This window comes from Mycobacterium sp. smrl_JER01, from assembly GCF_048513595.2.
Classification (GTDB): domain Bacteria; phylum Actinomycetota; class Actinomycetes; order Mycobacteriales; family Mycobacteriaceae; genus Mycobacterium.
The window spans coordinates 1489717-1511854 of sequence record NZ_JBLXXK020000001.1; the positions used below are offsets into that span (position 1 = coordinate 1489717).

23 protein-coding genes are annotated in these 22138 nt (G+C 66.9%); 10 read left to right on the forward strand and 13 right to left on the reverse strand.

Annotation, left to right across the window (positions count from 1 at the left end):
- Nucleotides 1-4: 4 nt before the first annotated feature.
- Complete coding sequence (locus tag ACNUDN_RS07105; protein ID WP_419121291.1) at nt 5-1153, reverse strand: C40 family peptidase; 1149 nt, start codon at nt 1151-1153, stop codon at nt 5-7.
- Nucleotides 1153-1458, reverse strand: a complete 306-nt coding sequence (locus ACNUDN_RS07110) for an ESX-1 secretion-associated protein (RefSeq protein WP_419121292.1) — start codon at nt 1456-1458, stop codon at nt 1153-1155. Before ACNUDN_RS07110 ends, ACNUDN_RS07105 begins: the two co-directional genes overlap by 1 nt.
- A gap of 51 nt (nt 1459-1509) precedes the next feature.
- On the opposite strand from ACNUDN_RS07110, the gene upp reads away from it, so the two are divergent.
- A complete protein-coding gene (gene upp / locus ACNUDN_RS07115) occupies nt 1510-2133 on the forward strand; it encodes a uracil phosphoribosyltransferase (RefSeq protein WP_419121293.1) in 624 nt (207 codons plus the stop codon).
- A gap of 49 nt (nt 2134-2182) precedes the next feature.
- Here upp and ACNUDN_RS07120 read toward each other — a convergent pair whose 3' ends face one another.
- Nucleotides 2183-3781, reverse strand: coding sequence for a phospho-sugar mutase (locus ACNUDN_RS07120; RefSeq protein ID WP_419121294.1), 1599 nt, complete (start codon nt 3779-3781; stop codon nt 2183-2185).
- Between the two features lie 56 nt (nt 3782-3837).
- The gene (locus ACNUDN_RS07125; protein ID WP_419121295.1) at nt 3838-4287 is read right to left on the reverse strand and encodes a MarR family winged helix-turn-helix transcriptional regulator; all 450 of its coding nucleotides are present in this window, start codon (nt 4285-4287) and stop codon (nt 3838-3840) included.
- Between the two features lie 89 nt (nt 4288-4376).
- Here ACNUDN_RS07125 and ACNUDN_RS07130 point away from each other — a divergent pair, with 89 nt between their 5' ends.
- Nucleotides 4377-5498 carry an AbrB family transcriptional regulator gene (locus ACNUDN_RS07130; protein WP_419121296.1) on the forward strand — a complete coding sequence of 374 codons (1122 nt, stop codon included), beginning with the start codon at nt 4377-4379 and terminating at the stop codon, nt 5496-5498.
- Here the strand turns inward: ACNUDN_RS07130 and ACNUDN_RS07135 are convergent.
- Nucleotides 5444-6247, reverse strand: coding sequence for a purine-nucleoside phosphorylase (locus tag ACNUDN_RS07135; protein WP_419125050.1), 804 nt, complete (start codon nt 6245-6247; stop codon nt 5444-5446). The genes ACNUDN_RS07130 and ACNUDN_RS07135 overlap by 55 nt on opposite strands.
- A 60-nt stretch (nt 6248-6307) precedes the next feature.
- Here ACNUDN_RS07135 and ACNUDN_RS07140 point away from each other — a divergent pair, with 60 nt between their 5' ends.
- The 3 genes from ACNUDN_RS07140 (at nt 6308) to ACNUDN_RS07150 (ending at nt 11688) form a co-directional block, all read left to right on the forward strand.
- Nucleotides 6308-7459 carry a M20 family metallopeptidase gene (locus ACNUDN_RS07140; RefSeq protein WP_431959599.1) on the forward strand — a complete coding sequence of 384 codons (1152 nt, stop codon included), beginning with the start codon at nt 6308-6310 and terminating at the stop codon, nt 7457-7459.
- Complete coding sequence (locus ACNUDN_RS07145) at nt 7456-8631, forward strand: M20 family metallopeptidase (RefSeq protein ID WP_419121298.1); 1176 nt, start codon at nt 7456-7458, stop codon at nt 8629-8631. The genes ACNUDN_RS07140 and ACNUDN_RS07145 overlap by 4 nt, the downstream gene beginning before the upstream one ends.
- A gap of 192 nt (nt 8632-8823) precedes the next feature.
- Nucleotides 8824-11688, forward strand: a complete 2865-nt coding sequence (locus ACNUDN_RS07150; protein WP_419121299.1) for an MMPL/RND family transporter — start codon at nt 8824-8826, stop codon at nt 11686-11688.
- Between the two features lie 24 nt (nt 11689-11712).
- On the opposite strand, the gene ACNUDN_RS07155 is transcribed toward ACNUDN_RS07150, so the two are convergent.
- From ACNUDN_RS07155 to ACNUDN_RS07175, 5 genes are all read right to left on the reverse strand, one after another.
- Nucleotides 11713-12369, reverse strand: coding sequence for an SDR family oxidoreductase (locus tag ACNUDN_RS07155; protein ID WP_419121300.1), 657 nt, complete (start codon nt 12367-12369; stop codon nt 11713-11715).
- A gap of 187 nt (nt 12370-12556) precedes the next feature.
- A complete protein-coding gene (locus tag ACNUDN_RS07160) occupies nt 12557-13009 on the reverse strand; it encodes a PPOX class F420-dependent oxidoreductase (RefSeq protein WP_419121301.1) in 453 nt (150 codons plus the stop codon).
- A gap of 103 nt (nt 13010-13112) precedes the next feature.
- A complete protein-coding gene (locus tag ACNUDN_RS07165; RefSeq protein ID WP_419121302.1) occupies nt 13113-13847 on the reverse strand; it encodes a hypothetical protein in 735 nt (244 codons plus the stop codon).
- Nucleotides 13844-14440: a VOC family protein gene (locus ACNUDN_RS07170; protein WP_419121303.1), complete on the reverse strand. Its 597-nt coding sequence runs from the start codon at nt 14438-14440 to the stop codon at nt 13844-13846. Before ACNUDN_RS07170 ends, ACNUDN_RS07165 begins: the two co-directional genes overlap by 4 nt.
- Before the next feature lie 76 nt (nt 14441-14516).
- On the reverse strand, nt 14517-15305 hold the full coding sequence (locus ACNUDN_RS07175; RefSeq protein ID WP_419121304.1) for an SDR family NAD(P)-dependent oxidoreductase: 789 nt from the start codon (nt 15303-15305) through the stop codon (nt 14517-14519).
- 309 nt (nt 15306-15614) lie between these two features.
- Between ACNUDN_RS07175 and ACNUDN_RS07180 the strand changes: the two genes are divergently transcribed.
- Genes ACNUDN_RS07180 through ACNUDN_RS07190 form a run of 3 tightly spaced genes read left to right on the forward strand, consistent with a single transcriptional unit; the run spans nt 15615 to nt 18561 of the window.
- Nucleotides 15615-16364 carry an RraA family protein gene (locus ACNUDN_RS07180; protein ID WP_419121305.1) on the forward strand — a complete coding sequence of 250 codons (750 nt, stop codon included), beginning with the start codon at nt 15615-15617 and terminating at the stop codon, nt 16362-16364.
- A gap of 16 nt (nt 16365-16380) precedes the next feature.
- The gene (locus ACNUDN_RS07185) at nt 16381-17571 is read left to right on the forward strand and encodes a DUF3500 domain-containing protein (protein ID WP_419121306.1); all 1191 of its coding nucleotides are present in this window, start codon (nt 16381-16383) and stop codon (nt 17569-17571) included.
- Nucleotides 17572-17607: 36 nt separating this feature from the next.
- Nucleotides 17608-18561, forward strand: a complete 954-nt coding sequence (locus ACNUDN_RS07190; RefSeq protein WP_419121307.1) for a LysR family transcriptional regulator — start codon at nt 17608-17610, stop codon at nt 18559-18561.
- A 488-nt stretch (nt 18562-19049) separates the two neighbouring features.
- Here the strand turns inward: ACNUDN_RS07190 and ACNUDN_RS07195 are convergent, their stop codons facing one another.
- Nucleotides 19050-19370, reverse strand: a complete 321-nt coding sequence (locus tag ACNUDN_RS07195; RefSeq protein ID WP_419121308.1) for a hypothetical protein — start codon at nt 19368-19370, stop codon at nt 19050-19052.
- Between the two features lie 7 nt (nt 19371-19377).
- Between ACNUDN_RS07195 and ACNUDN_RS07200 the strand changes: the two genes are divergently transcribed.
- Nucleotides 19378-20100, forward strand: coding sequence for a GGDEF domain-containing protein (locus ACNUDN_RS07200; RefSeq protein ID WP_419121309.1), 723 nt, complete (start codon nt 19378-19380; stop codon nt 20098-20100).
- Between the two features lie 55 nt (nt 20101-20155).
- Here the strand turns inward: ACNUDN_RS07200 and ACNUDN_RS07205 are convergent, their stop codons facing one another.
- Nucleotides 20156-20902 carry an SDR family NAD(P)-dependent oxidoreductase gene (locus ACNUDN_RS07205; RefSeq protein ID WP_419121310.1) on the reverse strand — a complete coding sequence of 249 codons (747 nt, stop codon included), beginning with the start codon at nt 20900-20902 and terminating at the stop codon, nt 20156-20158.
- Nucleotides 20903-21046: 144 nt separating this feature from the next.
- On the opposite strand from ACNUDN_RS07205, the gene ACNUDN_RS07210 reads away from it, so the two are divergent.
- Nucleotides 21047-21655 carry a TetR/AcrR family transcriptional regulator gene (locus tag ACNUDN_RS07210; protein WP_419121311.1) on the forward strand — a complete coding sequence of 203 codons (609 nt, stop codon included), beginning with the start codon at nt 21047-21049 and terminating at the stop codon, nt 21653-21655.
- 1 nt (nt 21656) lies between these two features.
- On the opposite strand, the gene ACNUDN_RS07215 is transcribed toward ACNUDN_RS07210, so the two are convergent.
- Nucleotides 21657-22130: a gamma-glutamylcyclotransferase family protein gene (locus tag ACNUDN_RS07215; protein ID WP_419121312.1), complete on the reverse strand. Its 474-nt coding sequence runs from the start codon at nt 22128-22130 to the stop codon at nt 21657-21659.
- Nucleotides 22131-22138: the final 8 nt, after the last annotated feature.

Sequence of the window (22138 nt, forward strand, 5' to 3'; positions counted from 1 at the left end):
CAAATCACGCCGTCGGGCGCCAGAACCCTTGGAACCCCTGATTGAGGTTCGATGTCCGGATCGGTGACAATTTCACCGGGTCGCCGGCCTCGACCATCATGCCGCCCCCGACGATCATCGCGACGTGGCCGTCCCACACCGCCAGGTCGCCCGGTGCCAACGCGCCCGCAGGTACCGCACCACCGACGTCCTGCTCCTGGGCCAGGCGCGGAATATCGAGCCCGGCCTCGCGGTAGGCCCACTGCGTCAGGCCGCTGCAGTCCAGCCCGACGCCCGGCGTGGTCCCGCCCCACTGGTAGGGCACGCCGAGTTGGGTCAGCGCGTGCCGGACCGCGCCGGCGGCGACCGCGTTCGGCGCCGTCACCACGGTGCCGTCCGGCAGCCGCACCGCCACCCCCTCGCCGAAGGACGCCGCCTCCGGTGTCTCGACACCCTCCGGGTGGGTGAACGCGGCGGCCAGCTCGCCGAAACCACCGGACCCGAATCCTGGTGCGCCCATCGGGGCGCCGCCGAACGGTACTCCGCCCAGCGGGGCGCCGCCGAACGGTACTCCGCCCGCCGGGGCGCCGGAGCCGGACGGTACTCCGCCCGCCGGGGCGCCGGAGCCGGACGGTGCCCCAGCCGACAATGCAGCCTCCGCCGGAGACGTCGGCCCGCCGGCAGCCTCGAGCGTCGCGGCGCGGCGGTCCAACTCGGCGGACAGCTCCTCGACCACCGCGATCGCCCGGCTCAGCGCGTCCCGGGCTTCGGCCAGCAGCGTGCGCGCCACCCCCGGTGAATTCAGATTCGGTTCCAAAGAGCTTGCCGTGGATTCGAATTCGTCGACGATGAGTTGCAGGCGGCGGTGCGCCCCGGCCACTGCGGTCGCCGCGTCCGACGCGGCCACCTCCAGGTGCGCGGTCCGTTCGGCGGCGGCATCGATCGCTGCTGCCGTCGAGGCCGCGAACTCCGCCGCGGCATCGGCCCCGGTACCCCACCACGACTGCTCGGTCCGGCTCCACGCCTGACCGGCGGACATCGCGACGTCGTCGAGCATGTCGCGGACCCGACCCAGCGCGTCCGCTGGGTCCTCGGCAGCGGATCGTCCGGGACCCACCAGTTGCTGCACGCGTCGCAGCGGTGCCGTGAGCGCGGCGACCGTCGGACCGGGCATCACCCGGCCCCGGTGATCCGCGACGCGGAGGCGTCCTCGGCGATCAGGTAGGCGTGTGCGGCGTCCGACGCCGTGGCACCGCCGGCGGCCATCGCCGCGCCGAGTCGGCCCAGTTCCCGCGCCTGCTCCCGAGCCGCCTGCGCCAGCGCTGCCACGAAACGGGCGCCCACCGGCCCTAAGGCGGTTGGCGCGTCGGCGGCGGCGGACAGGCGGGTGGTCGCGGCGTCCAGGGCGGCGGCGTGGGCGGTGCAGTCGGCGCCGTATGCGCGGATCGACGCGGTGTCGGCGGCCAGTCGGGCGAGCATATGGATAGGACGCCGGGAAGGACCGGTCGGTTCCCGTTAAGGTCGGGATCCATGGATGTGCGCGTTGTCGACCACCCGCTGGCCGCGGCGCGGCTGACCACGCTGCGCGACGAGCGCACCGACAACGCCGGTTTCCGCGCGGCGTTGCGCGACCTCACCCTGATGCTCGTCTACGAGGCCACCCGCGAGCTTGCCGTGGACGTCGTCTCGGTGCGCACCCCGCTGTGCGAGACGGCGGGCACCAGGCTGGCGAACCCGCCGCTGCTGGTTCCGGTGCTGCGCGCCGGGCTCGGCATGGTCGATCAGGCCCACGAGTTGATCCCGGAGGCCCGGGTCGGGTTCGTCGGGGTGGCGCGCAACGAGGACACCCACCAGCCCACGCCGTACCTGGAGTCGCTGCCCGACGATCTGAGCCGGCAGCCGGTGATCGTGCTGGACCCGATGCTGGCCACGGGTGGCTCGATGGCGCACACGCTGGAACTGCTCTACGCGCGCGACGCCGTCGACGTCACCGCGATCTGCGTCGTCGTGGCCCCCGAAGGCATCGCCGCGGTCGAGCGGATCGCGCCCAAGCTGCGACTGTTCACCGCGACGATCGATTCGGGTCTCAACGACTTCGCCTACATCGTCCCGGGTTTGGGCGATGCCGGCGACCGGCAGTTCGGCCCGCGTTAGCTTCTGGCGTCAGGGCGCGCACCGGGTGCAGTGTCTCACGCGTGCGCCGTCAGGCCCAGCCGCCTACGGCCAGGGCCACCGCGTCCTGGACTTCGGCGGCCCGCGCCCTGGCGGCCGCCAACTCCCCGCCGCAGCGGATCTCGATGTAGGACTTGAGTTTCGGTTCGGTTCCGGAGGGGCGGATCACCACCCGCACCGAGACCGAGGCGTCGCCTCCGGTGAACACCAGTGCATCGGTGCGCGGCGCGAGATCGGTGACGCTGACCGCGATCCCGGCAACCTTGGCCGGTGGCGTGCCGCGCAGCCGCTGCATCAGCGCGGCGGCGTCGCGGGGTGCGTCGACCCGGCGGGTGACCGCGACGGTGGAGTGCACCCCGTGGCGGCGGGCCAGATCGTCGAGCGCGTCGAGCACGGTGCGCCCCCGGGCGCGCAGCGCGGCGACGAGGTCGCAGGCCAGCACCGCGGCGCTGATCCCGTCCTTGTCGCGCACGGCCTCGGGGTCCACGCAGTGCCCGATCGCCTCCTCGTAGGCGTACACCAGCGGTGCGTCCAGGCCGTCGTCGGCGCGGGCCAGCCACTTGAAGCCGGTGAGCGTCTCGACGTGGCGGGCACCGTGCTCGGCGGCGATGCCCGCCAGCATCCGCGACGACACCACGGTGCTGGCCACCACTGCCGGGCCCTCGGTCTGCGCCAGCAGATAATCACCCAGCAGCCAACCGGTTTCGTCGCCGGAGAGCATTCGCCAGCCCGTCGGTGTCGGGACCCCGATGGCGCAGCGGTCGGCGTCGGGGTCCAGCGCCACGGCGATGTCGGCGTCGGTCTCGGCGGCCAGTTGCAGCAGCAGGTCGGACGCGCCCGGTTCCTCGGGGTTGGGAAACGCCACCGTGGGAAAGTCGGGGTCGGGTGCGAACTGGCGCTCGACGATGTGCACATCGTCGAATCCGGCCAATGCCAGTGCGTCGAGCGCGAACTCGCCGCCGACACCGTGCATCGGGGTCAGCGCGACGCGCACCGGGCCGCTGGTGCGCCGCACGGTGGCCGCCCGCTCCAGGTAGGCGCGCACCAGGTCGGCCCCTGATGCGTCGACGCCGGCCCGGGGGATCTCGTCGGCCGGTGGAGCCGACGCGATGGCGTCCTCGATGTCACGGTCGGTGGGTGAGACGATCTGCAACCCGCCCGGGAAGTACACCTTGTAGCCGTTGTCCTGCGGCGGATTGTGCGATGCGGTGATCTGCACACCGGCTGCCGCGCCGGTGTTCCGGACGGCGAACGCCACCACCGGGGTGGGCACCGCGGTGTACATCAATGTCACCGGGAAGCCCTGGGCGGCAAAGACTTCAGCTGTGGCGCGGCCGAACTCCGCCGAGCGGTGCCGGGCGTCATAACCGATCACCACCGGTGAACCGCTGAGCCCCCGGTCGGCCAGGACCGTGGCCACCGCCCAGGTCGCGCGCAACACCACCGCGAGGTTCATGCCGTTGGGTCCGGCCCGCAGTGGTCCGCGCAGGCCGGCCGTGCCGAAGGTGAGCGGCGCGGCGAAGCGGTCGGCGAGCTCGTCCTCGCCGCACTCGGCCAGCTCGGCCGCCGAACCCGGGTCGGGGTCGTGGGACAGCCACTGCTGCACAGCCGTTGGCAAAGGCGAGGTCACCCCGCCATTGTGCCCGGCTCGCCGCGTCTCCCCGCACCCCGTCGGTGTAATCGTCGCTAGCGCACCGGGTCGGCGTTGGCGAGTTTGCGCAGGACGGGAGCCACCAGCATCAGCAGGTCGAACTCGAGCTCGGTGAGGTTGTCGCGCATGGTCTGGTGCAGCCAGGCGTCGCGTTCGGCGCGGTCGGCTTCCAGCAGGGTCGTCCCGTCGCCGGTGATCTCGACGAGCTGGCGGCGCCGGTCGGTGGCGTCGGGCCTGCGGTCGATCAGGCCCCGGTTCTCGAGTTCGTTGAGCGAGTCGGTCAGTGACTGCACCTTGACGTGCAGGCGGATGCCCAGTTCGGCCGGGGTGGTGACACCGGCGCGGCTGATCTCACCGAGCAACTGCATCTGGCTCAGCGTCAGTCCGTTGTCGGGGCGGTGCCGGCGCAGTTGGCGCGTGACGGCCATCATGGACTCCCGCAGCTCCGTCGCCGCCGAGAAGGCGCGCACTGGATCCGTCGTCATTGCCAAGACTTACCTTGACAATAGCTGTGTGTCACGTCGCATTGCTCCTGTTGAGATCTTGATTTACTAAGAGCATACTTGCCATTGCGATGAAATGGTGGCAGAAACTTCTCAGCTGGGCGGCGCTGCTCGCGGTGTCCTGCGCGGTCACCATCCCGCTGACAAGACTCGGCGTGCCGTCGGCGGCGCTGTTCGCGGCCCTGGTCGTCGGCATCGCGTTCGCGCTGTTGTCGGCCGGTCCGCTGCGGGTGCCCCGCAAGCTCGGGGTCGCCGCACAGGGTGTGCTGGGCGTGTACATCGGCACCATGGTGCAGCAGGACGCTTTCGCGGCGCTGAAGGACGATTGGCCGATCGTGCTGGCCGTCGCAGTCGGCACTCTGGCGCTGAGCGTGCTCGCCGGCGCACTGCTCGGGCTGCGCCGCGACGTCACCGCGCTGACCGGTTCGCTCGCGCTGGTCGCCGGCGGCGCGTCCGGGTTGGTGGCCATCGCCCGTGAGCTCGGCGGTGACGATCGGGTGGTGGCCGTCGTGCAGTACCTGCGGGTGGCGTTGGTGACCGCATCGATGCCGGTGGTGGTCACGCTGATCTACCATGCGGACCGCTCCGGGAGGCCGATCCCACCCGAAACCACCACCGCGCCTTGGTATCTGAGCCTGGCGATGTTGGCGGGGCTGATCTTGGTGGGGGCGGCCGGTGGTCGGCTGATCCGGCTGCCCGGCGCCGGCCTGCTGGGCCCGCTGGCGTTGACGGTCGCGCTCGAGGTCAGTGGCCTGTCCTTCGGGCTCTCGGTGCCGGTGCTGCTGGTCCAGGCCGGCTACCTGCTGATCGGCTGGCAGGCCGGGCTGGCCTTCACCCGGGAGTCACTCAAGACCGTCGGGCGGCTGTTGCCCGCAGCACTCGGGCTGATCGTGTTCATCGGTGTGGCGACCGCCGGCCTGGGCGTCATGCTCGCCCGGGTCGCGGACCTCACGCTGTTGGAGGGCTATCTGGCAACCAGCCCGGGCGGGGTGTACGCGGTGCTGGCCACCGCGGTCGAGACCGGATCCAACGTCACGTTCATCATCGCCGCGCAGGTGGTGCGGATCCTGCTGATGCTCTTCGCCGCACCGCTGATGGCCCGCGCCGTGGTGTGGGTCGGCCGTCGGCTCGGCGCGGATCAGAGCCGGTCGATCACCGACGACAACAGGGAACCCATCCGCGCAGCCGATTGACGGCCTGCCTCCAGCACCTCGGCGTGCGAGAGCGGCTGGCCGGTCATCCCGGCCGCCAGGTTGGTCACCAACGACACCCCCAGCACGTCGGCGCCGGCGGCTCGCGCGGCGATCGTCTCGTGCACCGTGGACATCCCGACCAGGTCCGCCCCCAACGTGCGCAACATCCGGATCTCGGCCGGCGTCTCGTAGTGCGGGCCGGGCAGCCCGGCATAGACACCGTCGGACAGTGACGGGTCGATCTCGCGGGCCAGGTCCCGCAACCGGGGTGAATACGCGTCGACGAGGTCGACGAACTGCGCGCCGACCAGGGGTGAGCGCGCGGTCAGGTTCAGGTGGTCGCTGATCAGCACCGGCTGACCCACCGCGAAGTCGGACCGCAATCCGCCAGCGGCGTTGGTCAGCACCACCGTGCGCGCCCCGGCCGCGCAGGCGGTGCGCACCGGATGCACGACGTGACGCAGGTCGTGGCCCTCATAGGCGTGGACGCGGCCCAGCAGCACCAGCACGCGGTGCCCCCCGACCTGCAGCGAGAGCACCTGTCCGCCGTGGCCCTGGGCGCTGGGCGGGCTGAAGCCGGGGAGCTCGGCCATCGGGACGACGACGGTCGGGTCGCCCAGCTGCGCGGCGGCCGGTGCCCAGCCGGAACCCAGGACGACGGCGACGTCGTAGGTGTCGGCGCCGGTGCGATCGCGCAGCGTGTCGGCTGCCAGGAGGGCCTCTGCTGCCGGGTCGTCCACAGCCGGCAGCTTAGCTGGGGCGCTCGTGTAGGTCAGTTGCGGTTGATGTGCAGTGAGATACTGGCCGGCATGCCCACTGCCACCCCGTCGACACGCGTCCAGGACGCCGTGCAGCGACGACGCGGTGACCTGGTGGAGTTGTCGCACGCCATCCACGCCGAACCGGAGCTCGCCTTCGACGAGCACCGCAGTTGCGCCAAGACCCAGGCCCTGGTCGCCGAGCGTGGTTTCGAGGTCTCGGCGGGCGTGGCAGGCCTGGACACCGCGTTCCGCGCGGTCTACGGCGGCGGCCCGCTGGTGGTCGGCATCTGCGCCGAGTACGACGCGCTGCCCGAGATGGGGCACGCTTGCGGGCACAACATCATAGCGGCGTCGGCGGTGGGCACCGCGCTGGCGCTGGCCGAGGTGGCCGACGAGTTGGGCTTGACGGTGGTGCTGCTCGGTACCCCCGCCGAGGAACTGGGCGGCGGGAAGGCGCTGATGCTCGACGCCGGGGTGTTCGACGACGTCGCCGCCACGGTGATGCTGCACCCGGGCCCGGTCGACATCGCGGCCGCGCGTTCGCTGGCGCTCTCGGAGATGACGATCGGCTACACCGGTCGGGAATCGCATGCCGCGGTCGCACCGCACCTCGGTGTCAACGCCGGCGACGCCGTCACGGTGGCGCAGGTGGCGATCGGCTTGTTGCGTCAGCAGCTGGCCCCCGGCCAGATGGTGCACGGTATCGTCACCGACGGCGGCCAGGCCTCCAATGTGATCCCGGGCCGGGCCGAGATGCGCTACACGATGCGGGCGGCGAACTCGGAGTCGTTGCGGGAGTTGGAGTCTCGCATGACCGGGTGTTTCGCCGCCGGGGCGGTGGCGACCGGGTGTGAGCACAGCGTCTCCGACACCGCGCCGGCGTACGACGAGCTGACCCCCGACGGGTGGCTGGCCGAGACGTTTCGCGCCGAGATGACCCGGCTGGGTCGGGTGCCGGTGCCCGCGGAACTGGAGGCGACGCTACCGCTGGGCAGTACGGACATGGGCAACGTCACGCAGGTGATGCCCGGCATCCACCCGATCGTCGGCATCGACGCCGGGGGAGCGTCCATCCACCAGCCGGCGTTCACCGCGGTGGTGGAGGGGGCGATCATGTTGGCCCGTACTGTCGTGAGGCTGGCCGAATCAGACCAGGAGAGGAGCCGGGTGCTCGAGCAGTGGCAGAGGCGGACGTCATGAGTGTGCTCAAGCATGCGGCCGCACGCTGGCTCAGTGAGCACTACGACGACCTGGTCGGGTGGCGCAGGCACATCCATCGTCATCCCGAGTTGGGTCGGCAGGAGTTCGCGACCACGCAGTTCGTCGCGTCGTTGCTCGCTGACGCCGGCCTCAACCCCAAGGTGCTGCCCGGGGGGACCGGTCTGACGTGTGATTTCGGGCCCGACGACGCGCCGCGAGTGGCGTTGCGCGCCGATATGGACGCGTTGCCGATGGCCGAGCGCACCGGGCTGCCGTTCGCGTCCGAGGCCCCCAATGTCGCGCACGCGTGCGGTCACGACGCGCACACCGCGATACTGCTGGGGGCGGCGCTGGCGATGGCGGGCGAGGCCGAACTGCCCGTCGGGGTGCGCCTGATCTTCCAGGCGGCCGAGGAGCTGATGCCCGGCGGTGCGATCGACGCGATCGCCGCCGGCGCGCTGACCGGTGTGTCGCGGATCTACGCGCTGCACTGCGATCCGCATCTGGCGGTGGGCCGGGTCGCGGTGAAGGCCGGGCCGATCACCTCGGCGGCCGATCACATCGAGGTCACGTTGCACTCGCCGGGTGGGCACACATCGCGTCCGCATCTGACCGGGGATCTGGTCTATGGGCTGGGCACGCTGATCACCGGGGTGCCGGGGGTGCTGTCGCGGCGCATCGACCCCCGCAACAGCACCGTGATGGTGTGGGGCGCGGTGCACGCCGGGGTGGCCGCAAACGCGATCCCGCAGACCGGCACGCTGGCCGGAACCATCCGGACCGCCAGCCGGGAGACTTGGCTGACGTTGGAAGATATTGTGCAGGAGGCGATTTCCTCCCTGCTTGCCCCCTTGGGAATCGAGCATGTGGTGCAGTACCGCCGCGGTGTGCCGCCGGTGGTCAACGAGGAGATCTCGACGCGCATCATGATGCACGCGATCGAGGAGATCGGGCCGGACGTGCTGGCCGATACCAGGCAGTCCGGCGGGGGCGAGGACTTCTCCTGGTATCTGGAGGAGGTGCCCGGCGCGATGGCGCGGCTGGGAGTGTGGAGTGGACGCGGCCCGCAGCTGGATCTGCATCAGCCCACGTTCGACCTCGACGAACGGGCGCTCGGGGTCGGGGTGCGGCTGATGGTCAACCTGATCGACCACGCAGCACAGCACAGCTGAGGTGCCCCGCTGTAGCCTCGGTCACATTGCGGCTCGGCCGGGTGGCGGGCCACTGTCGCGGCGGGCGGCTTGTCCTCGGTTGGCCAATTGGTTAGTGTATCTCTACAGATTTGGACATGTCTGTCGAAGGCGGCAGTGCCGTAACGACTTTCGAGTAACCCTCTGGAGGAGTCGCACGGTGGACGGGCTTCGATGAGTCGCTCAGGCGAAGACACTCAGTCGAAACCGCACTTTTTCGGCATCGCCCGCTTCATCCGTCGTGCCTCGATCCCGATCATTCTCATCTGGATCGCGATCGCGGCGTTCCTCAACATCTCGGTGCCCCAGCTGGAGACCGTGGGCAAGCTGCGGTCGGTGTCGATGAGCCCGGACGAGGCGCCGGCGGTGATCTCGATGCAGCGCATCGGCGAGGTCTTCGAGGAGTACGAGTCCAACAGCTCGGTGATGATCGTGCTGGAAGGGCAGGAGCCGCTCGGCGACGACACCAGGAGCTACTACGCGGATCTGATCAGCCGGCTCGACGCCGACACCACCCATGTCGAGCACATTCAGGACCTCTGGAGCGATCCGCTGACCGCGTCGGGCGCCCAGAGCGCCGACGGCAAGGCCACGTACTTCCAGGTCTATCTGGCCGGCAACCAGGGTGAGGCGCTGGCCAACGAATCGGTCAAGGCCGTCCAGGACGTGGTGGCCGAGAGCCAACCCCCCGACGGTGTCCGCGCCTACGTCACCGGAGCGTCGGCGCTGGCTGCCGAACAGGAGAACGCCGGGCACGAGAGCATGCGGGTAGTCGAGGCGCTGACGTTCCTCGTCATCACGGTCATGCTGGTGCTGTTCTTCCGCTCCATCGTCACCACGCTGCTGATCCTGGTGATGGTCGGATTGAGCTTGATGACCGTGCGCGGCGCGGTGGCGTTCCTGGGCTTCCACGAGATCATCGGGCTCTCCACGTTCGCCACCAGCCTGCTGGTGACCCTGGCCATCGCGATCGCGGTGGACTACGCCATCTTCCTGATCGGCCGGTATCAGGAGGCACGCGGGACCGGTGCCACGGCGGAGTCGGCCTACTACACGATGTTCGGCGGCACGGCGCACGTCATCGTGGGGTCCGGGCTGACCATCGCCGGTGCCACCTTCTGTCTGAGCTTCACCCGGCTGCCGTATTTCCAGACCCTGGGTGTGCCGCTGGCGCTGGGCATGATCGTGCTGATCATGGTGGCGATGACGTTCGGTCCGGCCGTGGTGACGGTCGCGAGCCGGTTCGGGTTGCTCGACCCCAAGCGTGCGATGCGGGTCCGGGGCTGGCGCAAGATCGGCGCGGCCACCGTGCGGTGGCCGGCCGCCATCCTGGTGGCCAGCGTCGCGGTGTCGCTGATCGGGTTGCTGGCGCTGCCCGGCTATCAGACCAGCTACAACGACCGCAATTACCTGCCTGCCGACATCCAGTCCAATGTCGGTTATGCCGCCGCCGAGCGGCATTTCTCCCCGGCACGGCTCAATCCCGAGGTGCTGATGGTGGAGACCGACCACGATCTGCGCAACTCGACCGACTTCATCGTCATCGACAAGATCGCCAAAGCGCTGTTCCGGGTGGAGGGTATCGGTCGGGTGCAGACCATCACCCGCCCGGACGGCACTCCGATCAGCAGCACGACGATCCCGTACATCATGAGCCGGCAGGGCACCACCCAGCAGCTCAACGAGAAGTACATGCTCGACCGGATGGACGACATGCTCGTCCAAGCCGACGCGCTGCAGACGACCATCAACACGATGGAGAAGATGCAGGCGTTGATGGGGCAGATGGCCGAGATCACCCAGAGCATGGTGACCAAGACCAAGACCATGGCCGCCGACATCACCGAGCTACGCGATCACATCGCCAATCTGGACGACTTCTTCCGCCCCGTGCGCAACTACTTCTACTGGGAACCGCACTGTTACAACATCCCGGTGTGCTGGTCGATGCGGTCGCTGTTCGATCTGATCGACGGGACGAACCTGCTGACCGACAACATCCAGGACCTGGTTCCGGAATTGGAGCGCCTGGCCGCGCTGATGCCGCAGCTGGTCGCATTGATGCCCTCGCAGATCGAGTCGATGAAGTCGCAGCGCGAGATGATGCTGACGATGTACCAGACCCAGAACGGGCAGCTGGAGCAGGCGGCCGCGATGGGCGTGGATGCGACCGCGATGGGCGATGCGTTCAACGACGCGATGAACGACGACACGTTCTATCTGCCGCCGGAAGCGTTCGACAACGCCGACTTCCAGCGTGGCATCGAACAGTTCATCTCGCCCAACGGTCATGCGGTGCGCTTCATCATCGCCCACGAGGGTGATCCGTTGTCCCCGGCCGGAATCGAGAAGATCGACGCGATCAAGACCGCGGCCAAGGAGGCGATCAAGGGCACGCCGCTGGAGGGCTCGACGATCTACCTCGGCGGCACCGCGGCGACGTTCAAGGACATGGCCGACGGCACCCGCTATGACCTGTTGATCGCCGGAATCGCCGCTATCGGACTGATTTTCATCATCATGCTGATCCTGACCCGGGCGATCGTGGCTGCGGCGGTGATCGTCGGCACGGTGGTGCTGTCGCTGGGGGCGTCCTTCGGGCTCTCGGTGCTGGTGTGGCAGCACCTGGTCGGTATCGAGCTGCATTGGATGGTGCTGCCGATGGCGGTGATCATCCTGTTGGCGGTGGGCGCGGACTACAACCTGCTGGTGGTCTCGCGGCTCAAGGAAGAGGTGCATGCGGGGTTGCACACCGGTCTGATCCGCACCATGGGTGGCAGCGGTTCGGTGGTGACCGCGGCGGGAATGGTGTTCGCGCTGACCATGATGACGATGGCGGTCAGCGACCTGACCATCATCGGTCAGGTGGGCACCACGATCGGCATGGGCCTGATCTTCGACACCCTGGTGATCCGGTCGTTCATGACGCCGTCGATCGCCGCGCTGATGGGCCGCTGGTTCTGGTGGCCACAGCGCATCCGGACCCGGCCGAGGCCGTCACCGTGGCCCAGCCCGGCGACCCCGGTGTCACCGAGCTGACCCCCGGTACCGGACGTGACGGGCTCAGGCGGTCATCAGATAGGCGGCCCGGCCGACGTACACCATCCCGGACGGGTGCGCGGTGGTCGCCGCGGTGACCACCGCCGGCACCACGACATGGTCGGTCATTTCCGCTGATACCACGGTGAAGTGGATCCCGGCCCGGTCGAAGTCCGGCCTCATGGCGTAGAGCGCGGTCTCGCCGGCCCGTTTGCTCGCGGCGACGCCGGCGTAGCCCTTGGGCACCGCCTTGTGCGGATAGAAGTGGGCCTGGTGGCTGGTGACGAACACGATGTGGCCGCCGACGGGCATCAGTGGCAGCGCCAGCGTCGCGAGCCGACGTTGGGCGTCGCCGTTGAGGCGCATCGCGTAGCCGGGGTCGGCGCCCAGCTCCGGACCCCCGGACGCGTTGAGGATGAGAGTGTCCAGGCGGCCGAAGCGGGCCCGGACCGTGTCGATCATTGCGGTGACGTCGGCCTCGTCGTGGACGTCGGCGGCGAGGGTGGACGCATGCCCTCCCGCGGCCCGGATGGCTGCGGCCACCGCCTCGGCGCGCTCGGCGTGGCCGCGGTAGTTGACCAGGACGTGGGTGTCGGGGCCCGCGCTGAGCTGGGCCACTTCGGCGCCGATTCCTCTCGATGCGCCGGTGACCAGGACGATCCGCTGGGGTGTGGGAAGCATGCGGGTTCCTTCCGTTGCGTCGGCCGCTTTCGAGCCACCCTACCCGCTTCTTAAGAAAAGTAAGAGGAAAATAAGGTCACGGTAAGGCAATGAATGGGTCGCTGTGCCCTGCGTCCTCGCCGGCAGGGCGGGCGCTGTCGCCTTGATGCATGCTGTTGCACGTGGCAACCCGTGAATCGGGGTGAGATCAGATAGGCGTTCCATAGGATGTCGTCTTGCCGGTGTGCCAAGGTCCAACACCAGTTACCCGCGTGATGTCAACAGTGACGAGGAGATGCCCGCCTTCGTTCAGCTCGAATCTGGGGGCACCGGTGTACTTGTGAAACAGCTGATCCATGAATCTCTGACCGCGTTCGAGGTCGTCGTCGATCGACGCGACACCATCGATGAGGAGATGCCGGGTTAAACCGCTTTCGAGTTTTTGATTGTCCTGGATGGAGAAAGTGCACTGAGGATCGTGTGCGAGGTTCTTCCCCTTGACCCGCCACGGCGGTGTTCCGAACTGGATTTGCCCGTCATCCGTGACATCGATCCATATGAAGGACACGTGGGGGCGGCCGTTAGGCCGCATTGTCACCAGATGGGCGCACGGGCGTGACTCAATGAGCGCGCGGGCCTCCGGATGAAGGTCATAAGCCATCGTCTTTACCTCTCACAGTACGTACCTGTCGTGAACGCGTAAGCCCCTGAACTACTTTCGTATGCGACAGTCTGTCGTCACGGAATTGTTGCTACTGGGGACCTCAGAGTATTTCGGCCACCGTGAACGGTGCCCAGGTGATGTCACCAAAGAGAACGCTGGCCACATCCGGGTCCGAGCCGGGGGTCAGCGCCGCGGCGGGGTGGTCGGTATCGAAGAGCCATTCGATTGAGTTGACCTTTGCTTCCTTGACATCGGCGACGAACGGTACCGCCACCCGTGCGATCTGTTCGCGACCGTCTGAGCCGGCGAAGTTCGTGAAGTAGTTCAGGTGCCCGCCAACCGATGCCATCGTCTCGGTACCGACAGTCGAGGTCGTTCTCACCACAACCTTGTCGTCGACGTAGAGCTCCTGGATCAGTTCGCCGGGACGCGGCTCGGTGTGCTTCACCCATCCGACCTCCGCGCGGTTCCCGCACGATGCCTTGGCAAAGGACCGCATGCCCTCTGACTCCAACCAGTGGTGGGCGAAGAAGCGGCCATGCCCAGTTGAACTACCATCGCTTGTCTGGGTGTCGTATCCGCTGACTTCCGGGGCGATGTAGCCGCAGGAAAGGCGCCCGTAGGTCCCCAGCCCTGATGAGCGTCCGGGATCCTCGGCGGTCCAGAGGTTGAGGAGCACGATCCCGTCGGGATGGGGTGCCAACCGGTCGGGGAGGGCTCGCCGCGCCGCGGTCGGGTTCTCGGGCCGGTACCCGATGATCATCATTCGAGCATCCTTGATGATCTCTCGAGGAAGCGGAACGACATCCGGGCCGGCGACAGTCTCAATACTCATGACGTTTCCTTCGAGTTCGTAGGTACAGCTTGTCCGTTGTTCCACTCCTGCGTCGGCATGAGGAGTCGGGCATCAGTGGTGGCCTCATAGGGGAGATCACCGGCGGGACGGGACACCAACTCCACCATCAGCCCGATGGGTGTTCGGACGTAGAGGATTGTCAGACCGGCATGGGGTACACCTTCCAGGAGGATAGGGTCGCCGCACGGGCTGCATCCGTGCTGTTGCAGGTATCCCATCGCCTGGTCGATGTCGCGCACGTGGATCGCAAGGTGCGACGCGCCGACATCACTGTTCAGCGGCCACGCCACTTCACGATTAGCGGTGTTCCACTGGATGAACTCCACCACTTGAGTCGCGCCCATCCTGACGAGCGCAAGAGATGCCGAGGCCCTCGCAGCGACGTCGAAATGTGTAGACATCCAGTCACCGGTGGGATCGGAGAAAGGCCCGGCTCTGAGAATTTCCTGGCCCCCGAGAACCTCGACGCAGAAAGCTACGGCAGCATCCAGGTCTTGAACCGACCACCCGATATGGTCGACGTTGGTTGCGGTAGGGATAAATCGACTCATCGCATGTGTATCCAATTCCATTCTTTCGCAGGCAAGTTCGCGTTCTGCGCGATCATACGTGCGAGACTGCTAGTACTTGCAGATAGCGAGCTTTGCATCAGACGGTCGGAATACTCCCACCGTTGACTGTGTATTCGGCGCCGGTGACAAATGACGAGAGCGGGCTCGCGAGGAAGAGGTTGACCGCGGCCACTTCGGCCACCGTGCCGAGTCGGGCCAGAGGAAGCTTGCGTACATTCACCGCGAAGTGTTGAATAGCGGCTTCCTTCTCCATCCCGAACGATTCAGCGACAGAATCGCCGAATCCGCCCGGCCGGTCCCACATCGGCGTGCGCACGGGCCCCGGACTGACGCTGTTGGCGCGAATTCCCGTGCCGCCCAATTCGATCGACAGTGCTTTCATGAACATGAGGATCGCCGCCTTGGACACGTTGTACTCAGCGAAGAAGGGGTCCGGCATGCGGCCGGCATCGGAAGCAACGCTGACGATCGATCCGGCGTTGGCCGCTTTCATGTGAGGCACCACTTCGCGGCACATTCGCACGATGCTCAGAAAGTTGACATCGAGCGTGTGCTGCCAATCGGCGTCGGTTCCCGCGAGCGCGCTGCTGCGAACGGGTGCGATGCCGGCACAGGAGATCAGGACATCGATGGAGCCAAAGGCTTCCAGCGCTGCAGCGGTCGCAGCCGGCGCCGAATTCGAATCCGTGAGGTCGCACTGGAATGACCGCAGCTGCGGGTCCTGCCGAGAAACCAGGGGAGCGACGTCAAGGTCGACGGCCAGGACGTTGGCGCCCTCGGCGAGCAATTGATTCGCTGTCTCGAGCCCGATACCCGACGCCCCACCGGTGACGATTGCCGTCTTTTTTGAAAGCAGGTAGTCCATATGCCATCTCCATTGATAGTGCCGTCATCCGATGACGTCCAGATAGGAAGAACCTTCGAATCTCGTCTGTGAGCAGCGAGTGATATTGAACGGTAAGTGATTTGAATCGCATTGGCAAGTGCGGTGCGGCAACGCATAGGGCTAGCCATCGACGTCGGGGCGGCATCTATAAGGGCGACAAATGGCAGCCATTCAAAGATCGAAGGGCGCGTGGAGGTGGGCTTTGGATACTGTTGGGCGATTGACGGAAATGACGCTGCTCGCGTCGGAACCGATTGCATGACAACGTGTTTTAGCGAGGAGGCTTGAATGACTGACCGAAGGCCCGTGGGGTCTGTCGACGTGAGGTTCGACTGGGCGACAATTCACGATCCGCTTCCACCGACCGACCCGACAACGATCCAGCGCTTCCTCGCCCTCGATGACCTGTCCAGCACCGTCTCCGATGTGCTCGATGAGTTGGGTGTCCACGGTGCGATCCCGACGTCACGGCTGGGCCCGTCTATGCCCGAGGAACGAATCGTCGGAAACGCCACGACGGTGCGAAACGTGGCCCAGTCGCGATCAGCATTCGCCGCCGTATCGGACAAGGATTGGCGGATGGCTGAAATCCTCGCCTTGCGGACTGCGGGCCCCGGGGACATCTTGGTCATCGAGGGCCTTGCCGAAATATCGAACATGGGCGGCTTGATGGCATCGGTGGCAAAGCGACAAGGGCTGGCGGGCGCAATAGTCGACGGTGGTGTCCGTGATCTGGGCAGATCACGCTCCCTCGACTTCCCTGTGTGGTCGCGAGATCACACTCCGGTCACCGGAAAGTGGCGCAGCATCACCACCGAGGTCAACGGGACGATCCGGTTGTCCGATATCCAGGTCACGGCCGGCGATCTCATCATCGCCGACGAGACCGGAATCTGTTGCATCCCACATAAGCTCATCCACACTGTCCTCGAGCGGGCCGAGCAGATCGCCTCGTCCGAGAATGGGTTCGATGACCTGCTGAAAGCCGGCGAGCCGGTCGACGGCCTCATCGACTACCTGTACGGCAGCGCAGACTGAAACCATAGATCCACCAATGACCCTCGATACGTTCACCTTCCGAGCGCCTCGTACGCCCGCTGAGATCAATGCGCTCGACGCGACCCGGCCTCTTGCCGTCGAGCTGGCCGCGAAAGTTGCGGGATGGCTCGACAGCCTGTCCAACCAGCAGCGCGCACGAGCCACCTTTGGACCTCCAGGGACCTCGGAGAATGAGCGCCTGCTGTGGTTCTACACTCCGACCGATCACGGCGGCCTCCCGTTGGTCGACCAGCGTCCGGCGCAGCATCGCCTGGCGATGCAAATTCTTGCGACCGGGCTTTCGGAGGCCGGGTACGTCACCCTGGTCACGGTCATGGGCATGGAGAACGTGCTCGACCGCTTGGAGGGGTGGTCTATGACCTTCGAGCGAGACCGGGGCAGAGACCCCGGCATGTACTACATGAGCGTGTTCGGAACCCCGGGTGATCGACTGTGGGGGTGGCGATTCGGCGGCCATCACGTCTCGGTCAACCAACTGATCGTCGACGGACGCATCGTATCGACCACTCCGCTGTTCTTGGGGGCGGACCCGGCGGCCGCACCACTGCTCGGCAGTGTTCTGCAACCGCTGGTCAGCGTGCAGGACGTCGCCCTCGACCTGATGAGCTCTTTTGACCACGACCAGCGGTCGCATGCACTGATTCATCCCCGGGCGGTCTCAGATCTCGTCGGAGCAAACCGCTCCCTGGTCTCCGAGGGCAACCAGCGGCTTCCTTTGCCCGATGTGTTCCGAAGCCGGTTCAGCGATAGCACGGTGGCTAACCAGCTCGTCCAGGTCAACGAGGCCATGCAGTCCGGCTCTGGTTACTCAGCCGAAGACGACGCACAGGTCGCACTGACCGGGGTCCCGAAAGGCCTGCCGGCGGCCGCCATGACCGCGACGCAGCGGGATGTCCTCCGGACGCTTCTCGATCTGTACTTCACCCGGGCGGCTGAACCGATCGCCGAGTCGTACCAGGTTCGATACCGGGGAGATGACCAGTTGGACACACTACACGTGGCGTGGGCCGGGGCGGTGAAGGCCGGTGAACCGCACTACTACCGCATCCAAGGCCCCAAGATCCTGATCGAGTACGACAATACCCAGCGCCGCGCCAACCATGTTCATGCGGTCTGGAGGGATCCAACGGGCGACTTCGGAGTTGACACCCTCGCCCACCATCACCACACGGCGCACGCGCGCTAGAGGCGCAGTGAAGTTTTGAGCAGGTAGCCTGCGGAGATGGTGTCGTTGCGGGCCCTGGAGTCCCTGGTGGCAGTGGCTGACCACGGATCGATCACCCGAGCCGCGGAAGCGCTGCATTCGTCGCAACCCGCAGTGTCTCAACAGCTTGCCGCACTCGAACGCGAGACACGCGCGCAGCTGTTCCAACGCGAAGGGCGGGGAGTGAGGTTGACATCCGCCGGTCGTGCCGCCCTGGCCGACGCCCGGCGAGCACTCGATGCGGCAGCAGCGGCCGTACGCTCAGCACGCGTCGTCGGGGAAGGCGCCAGCGGATCGCTGCGTCTTGCCTGCGCGCAAAGCCTTACAGTCGCATTCCTCGCCCCGGTGATCCACCAATGGCTCCAGAACGAAAGCGCAGTGAGATTCACTTTGCGGGAATCGACCTCGATGGATGTGCTCTTGCAGGTGCTCGACGACGATGAGGTCGACGTGACGTTCGCCGCGGCCCCCACGTCCATCCCTGAACGGTTCACCATCACCCCGGTGACGGACGAAGAGGTCGTCCTGACAACGACATTGGATCATCCTCTGTCCGAACAGCCCGCGGTACGACTCGATCAACTCGACGGAGTCCCCCTTGTTCACTTCGCCCCGGAGAACGGTTTGGTTTCCTGGCTCGATTACTCACTGGCCGAGGCCGGCGTCCGCCCGGATCCGGTGATGAGAACGGCCGTGACCGCATCGGCACCCCAGCTCGCCGCCGCGGGGCTCGGTGTCGCCATCACACCAATCAGTGCGGTCGGCATGGGTTTCCCCGGCGCCGTACGGTCCTTCTCACCCCGCTGGTTCCGCCAGCTCGTGGCCATCACTCCTTCAGCGCCCGACCCGCTCGCCGCCCGCTTCATCGCGGAGCTGCGTGTGCGGGGCGTGCAGGTGCCAAAGGAGATTCGGGAGCAACTTGCCACCGATCTCCCGGGAGAAGACGCCCCCATTCGTCCCGATGGCCTGTAGATCAAAGTCCAGGGCGGCCACGGTGTCGGTCGATCGACTCCGCAACCACTAGATGTCCGTCATCGAACACACCTACAACACTTTTCGCCCTTACCCATCGCTGGACATGGCCGCCCGGTGTGCCTGTTCTGCGGCCGAGCCACCGAACCCAGTTCGCATCCTGCTGCCGACACCGCCCGTCCCGACGAGTCCGCTGGTTCCCTCCCGCTGAGGGCACGCCGCTCGTAACGCCCGGCAACGTCCGGTGCACTTTGCGCCCACCATCACGGCCCTTGCGAGCGCAGGGGCGTGGCGTGCAGGGTCGTGTGAATTCGTCGCCGGATCTGGCATCTATAGTTGTTGCCGGGCCAGACGGCCTCAGGTTCGCCGGCCGACCGAGCCGGCCGGCTCGGTGGTGGTGCCGCTGACGGGGGTGGCGAGTTGGCGTACTTGAGAAGTGTGGTGCGGTTCGGCCGTCTCGTCCGCGGCTGGTGGAGTGAGCCGGTCGATTACCCCGCACAGGTGCAGTATTTCAGCAAGCGGTCAATCTCCACGGCGGTCCAGGTACTGATCGGCCTGGGAACGGGCTTCGACGCGGTGATCTCGGCGGTGGTCCTGCTGCCTTCCGCCGGAAACTCAGCGTCGCGGTTTGCCGTTGCGGTGTTTGTCGTGCTGCAGCTGTTCTGGGCGTGGGTGTGGTGTTTCCGTCCTTGGCCGCCGCGGTGGGCGTCGGTCGCGTTCGTCGTCACCGCCGACATCGCGATCACTGTGATGGTCGTGCTCGATGCGAGCTGGGTGATGAGCTCGTTCGGGTTGAGTTTCTTCACCATGCTCTCGGTGTATCTGATCTTCTTCGAAGGGCCCAAAGCGCTTGTCGGCCATATAACCTGGATTCTAGCAACGACGGTGGCCGTGGCCGTTCGGATCGGTATCGACGCGGAGCTCGACGTTGCCGGTTTCACGGCAAGGACACTTCTGTCGACGGCGCTCCTCGTCGGAACACCGCTGGGCATCCAAGCCGCGATCTGGGCTCTCAGGAACGACGCCAATCACTCGATCAGCGATCCGCTGACCGGTCTGCTCAACCGACGCGGCCTGCACATGCAGTGTGTAGACCTCGTGCAGAATGCCGCCGCGACGGACACCGAGGTCACCGTGATGGTCATTGACCTAGATCGCTTCAAGGAGATCAACGACAACTTCGGTCACAAGGTGGGCGACGCGGTGCTGATAGGCACCGCGCGGCACATCAAGTCCGCAGTGCGGGGCAGTGCGCTGGTAGCACGGGTAGGCGGCGAAGAATTCGTCGTCGTCGACCTCGCCCCGGGCCGGCCGGCCCAACGCGACCTCGATCGAGTCAGAGCCGCGATCGCTACCCAAAGCGACTACGCCGTCACCGCAAGCGTCGGCGTTGCCGGCGTGGCCGTCGCCGACTTTGCTGCTGACGGTGACCCTGCTGCGCTGCTCGATGCCACCATCGAGCGAGCGGACCAGGCGATGTTCACCGCGAAACGTAACGGCGGTAATGCGACAGCCTGCTCTGGTTCTGCCCCGCTGTGAAGACTGTTCACCGTCAACCGCAACCCTTTCCGGTGTCGCCGCGCAGACCCGACATTCAGAACTGGTGCTCTCCACCGTCGATGTCGAGGTTCGCGCCGTAGACGAAACTGCTGTCGGCCGACGCCAGGAACGTCACAGCCGCCGCCACCTCCTCGGCGCGGCCCAGCCGGCCGATCGGAACACCTTTGGCCAGTTCGGCTTTGAACGCCGCTGCGGTATCGGACCCGACCACCTTCTCGACGGCGGTGGTGTCGATGGATCCCGGCGAGACGGCATTGACCCGCACGCCCCGGTCCTTGAGTTCGCGGGCCCAGCTGCGGGCAAGTGAACGCACCGCCGCCTTCGACGCCGAGTACAAGCCGAAGTTCTCCCATCCGTCGTCGGCCCGTATCGACGAGTTGAGGATCACCGAGGCGCCGTTGTTGAACAGCGGGACGGCCTTCTGCACCGTCAGCCACGTCCCGCGGACGTTGACGTCGAAGTTCTGCGCGTAGTCATGCTCGGTGGCGTGCGTCAGCGGGCCAAACACGGCATAACCCGCGTTGGCGAAGAGTACGTCGAGGCCGCGACCACGAATGCGAACCGCGTCGTAGAGCCGGTCGAGGTCCTCGGAGCGGGCGATGTCGCCCACCACGGCGGTGGCCGCCGGGCCAATGGCCGCGGCGGCGGCATCCAAAGCGGCCTGCTGTCGGCCGGTGATGAAGACATGCGCCCCTTCGGCGGCGAACCGTTGTGCGGCAGCTAGTCCGATGCCGGAGCTGGCGCCGGTGACGACCGCGGTCTTGTCTTCAAGTAAGCCCATGAGGGGGAACCCTTTGCATTCGGTATCGATCGGTACATAAGTGACTGGGCCACCGTAGCACTTACGCACTGATCGGTACATAACGCTGTCTGATCGCCGCCCTTCGCTACCGATCGGTCCAGAAGGGGTACGCTCGTGCGTGTCATGAGTGCCTCAGGAACACCGTCCCTCGGCAGGCCGAGGAGTTTCGACGCCGACGAGGCGCTCGAGCGGGCGATGCGGGTGTTCTGGGAGCGGGGCTACGAAGGGGCCTCACTGGCCGACCTGACCGACGCCATGGGCATCACCCGCACCAGTATGTACGCGGCGTTCGGCAACAAGGAGCAGCTGTTTCAGGCCGCCTTGCAGCGTTATGTGGAGGGCCCGGCCGGATATTTCACCCGCGCACTGCAGGAACCGACGGCGCGCGATGTGGCGGCGGCCTTTCTGCGCGGCAGCGTGCTGACCACCACCCGTCCGGGCGGGCCCGCAGGATGCCTGATCGTGCAAGGCTCGCTGGCATCCGGCGAGACCGGACAGTCGGCGCGCGATACCTTGATCGCCTACCGACAGCAGACGGTGTCGCGGCTGCGTGAGCGATTCCGCAAGTCGATCAAGGACGGCGATCTGGCGCCGGGCACCGATCCCGGGCTGCTGGCCCGCTACGTCGCGACCATCGGGAACGGCATCGCGGTCCAGGCGGCCAACGGGGCAGGCCGCCGGGAACTCCAGCGGGTCGCCGACGCGGCGCTGCTGAACTGGCCCCCGGTCTGAGCTAAGCGCCCGGTCCGACGTTGCCGGCCGGCCGAGTTCGCAGATCGTGCACGTATTCGGCTGGCGCCCCGGCGATTTCGGCCGCATCGGCCATCACCCCGAGATACCGCGCGGACGGGATGCCGCCCTCCCACCCGTCGACCACATACAGCCAGGCCAGTACCGGGTCGGTGTCGGTGTCCGAGGAGGTGCGCTCCACCCGGCAGCGGATCTTCTTGTGGAATCCGAGCTCGGAGCCCTCCCAGCGGTCCAGGTTCTCCTCGTCCTCCTTGGTGACGTCCCACAGCACGACGAACACCTTGGAGGTCGGGTCCTCGACGATGGTGGCCAGCGCCCCCTCCCAGGCGATGTCCGCACCGCCGAAGGTCAGACGCCACCCGTGCAACCAGCCCGTCCCGGCCATGGGGGAGTGCGGGGCCCGCTGAAGCATCTGCTCGGGATGCATATTCGATCCGTAGGCGGCGTAGATCGGCACGCGAGAAG